Raw genomic sequence first — 1456 nt, forward strand, 5'->3', positions numbered from 1 at the left:
ACCGGCTGCTCCCGCCGCTCAGCCCCCTGTCGCATCTGTTGCTGCTGACCGCAGCAGGCGCGGCGGTCTATGGCGCGTGGCTCTGGCTCTTCGCGCGCGCGACGGTGGAAGACGCGATCGCGATGATTCGGCGGTAGTTGCCCGTTTCGCTAGGGGGCACCAAACGGCATCACGCCGTTTGGATATACGCCCGCATCTGCTCCGCCTCGGCCTCGATCTTCTCGATCCGGTATTTGACCAGATCGCCGATCGACACAAAGCCGAGCAGCGCGCCGCCCTCCACCACCGGAAGATGCCGGATCCGCCGCTGCGTCATCAGCGACAATGCGCCGAGCACCGATTCGTCGCGGGTCACGGTGATTGCCGGTGCGGTCATCACGCTGCGCACCGATCGGTCGAGCGCCGCCGGTCCGTCGCGCTTGAGGCAGTGGATCACGTCGCGTTCGGAAAAGATGCCGGCGACGCTGCCGCCTTCGACCACCGGCACCGCGCCGATGCGCCGGTCGGCGAGCAGGGCGACGGCATCGCGCACACTGGCGTCGCCGCCGATGCTCACGACATCACTCCCCTTCCCGCCCAGGATTGCTGCGATCGACATCGCCAGTCTCCTTTGTCCTGTTGAGGCGGTTGAGAGTCCCACGATTCGTCCCCAAATGAAAGGGCATGGAACCGAACCTCGACAATCCCGATTATGCGCGCCTCGCCTGGCGCCGCTACCGCCGCATCTTCGGCTTTGTCGGATTGCTGGCGCTGGCCTCCGCGATCGTCGCGGTGGTCGCACTCTATATAGCAGTGGGCGAGTTTCAGCTGCATGCCTCGATCGCGATGGCGATCGGGGTCGGCCTGTCGATCCTGCTCGGCGGCGCGCTGATGGGGCTGGTATTCCTCAGTTCAGGCACCGGCCATGACGAACGTTCGCGCGACGCGACGGAGCGGAAGCGCGACTAACGCCGCTGCGGCGGGGGCAGCTGCACCTGATAGGTCAGCGTCCGCGACGCGTTCGCCGGCACAGTCACCGCCCACAGATTCTGACCGTCCTTCTTGCCCAGCTTCACGCTCGACCGGCGCATGAGCGGCGGGTCGATATCGAACTTGCCCTCGAACTGCACCGGGAAGGGGTTGGCATTGCGCACCACCAGCTCGAATGCGTAGCGCCGCGGCTTGGGTTCCCGCTGCTTCAGCTCGACCGTGACATTGGCGGTCGCCGGGAATTTGACCTCGACCTCCTCGCCCACCGCCTTGTCGTCGGTGCTCGATTCGTCGATCAGCAATGAGCGCTCACCCTGCCGCTCGAACAGCGCGACCGGCCCGGCGGGGAGCGGCAGACCCAGACCGTCGCTCTCCTTGTTCAGCGCGCGCAGCACGATTTGCGGATCGGCCGCATCGCCAAAGCTGATCTGCGATTCATAAACGATGCGCACCGGCACCGCGTCTTTGGCCAGCATCGCCACCTGCT

The 1456-nt window shown here is 65.9% G+C and carries 3 protein-coding genes and 1 pseudogene (1 of these 4 only partly in view); 2 read left to right on the forward strand and 2 right to left on the reverse strand.

Annotated features, from left to right (window positions below; all coding sequences use genetic code 11):
• A protein-coding gene (locus tag AX681_RS19415) for a lipopolysaccharide biosynthesis protein (protein WP_066664687.1) crosses the window boundary here: on the forward strand, positions 1 to 137 show its 3' end. 1333 nt of this gene lie to the left of the window's left edge; 137 of the gene's 1470 nt are visible here — the last part of the coding sequence; its start codon lies off the left edge, out of view; its stop codon occupies positions 135 to 137.
• 32 nt (positions 138 to 169) lie between these two features.
• Here AX681_RS19415 and AX681_RS19420 read toward each other — a convergent pair whose 3' ends face one another.
• Positions 170 to 598: a CBS domain-containing protein gene (locus AX681_RS19420; RefSeq protein WP_066664685.1), complete on the reverse strand. Its 429-nt coding sequence runs from the start codon at positions 596 to 598 to the stop codon at positions 170 to 172.
• 65 nt (positions 599 to 663) lie between these two features.
• Here AX681_RS19420 and AX681_RS19425 point away from each other — a divergent pair, with 65 nt between their 5' ends.
• On the forward strand, positions 664 to 948 hold the full coding sequence (locus tag AX681_RS19425) for a hypothetical protein (protein ID WP_066664682.1): 285 nt from the start codon (positions 664 to 666) through the stop codon (positions 946 to 948).
• Here the strand turns inward: AX681_RS19425 and AX681_RS19430 are convergent.
• Positions 945 to 1456: pseudogene (locus AX681_RS19430) on the reverse strand (DUF4139 domain-containing protein); the annotation flags it as partial. The gene AX681_RS19425 and the pseudogene AX681_RS19430 sit on opposite strands and share 4 nt — an antisense overlap.

It is taken from the genome of Sphingomonas sp. CCH9-E2 (assembly GCF_001557215.1).
Lineage (GTDB): Bacteria > Pseudomonadota > Alphaproteobacteria > Sphingomonadales > Sphingomonadaceae > Sphingomonas.

Excerpts from the sequence above, each read along its gene's own strand:
- AX681_RS19420 (WP_066664685.1), bottom strand. The coding sequence starts at position 598 with ATGTCGATCGCAGCAATCCTGGGCGGGAAGGGGAGTGATGTCGTGAGC.
- AX681_RS19425 (WP_066664682.1), top strand. The coding sequence starts at position 664 with ATGGAACCGAACCTCGACAATCCCGATTATGCGCGCCTCGCCTGGCGC.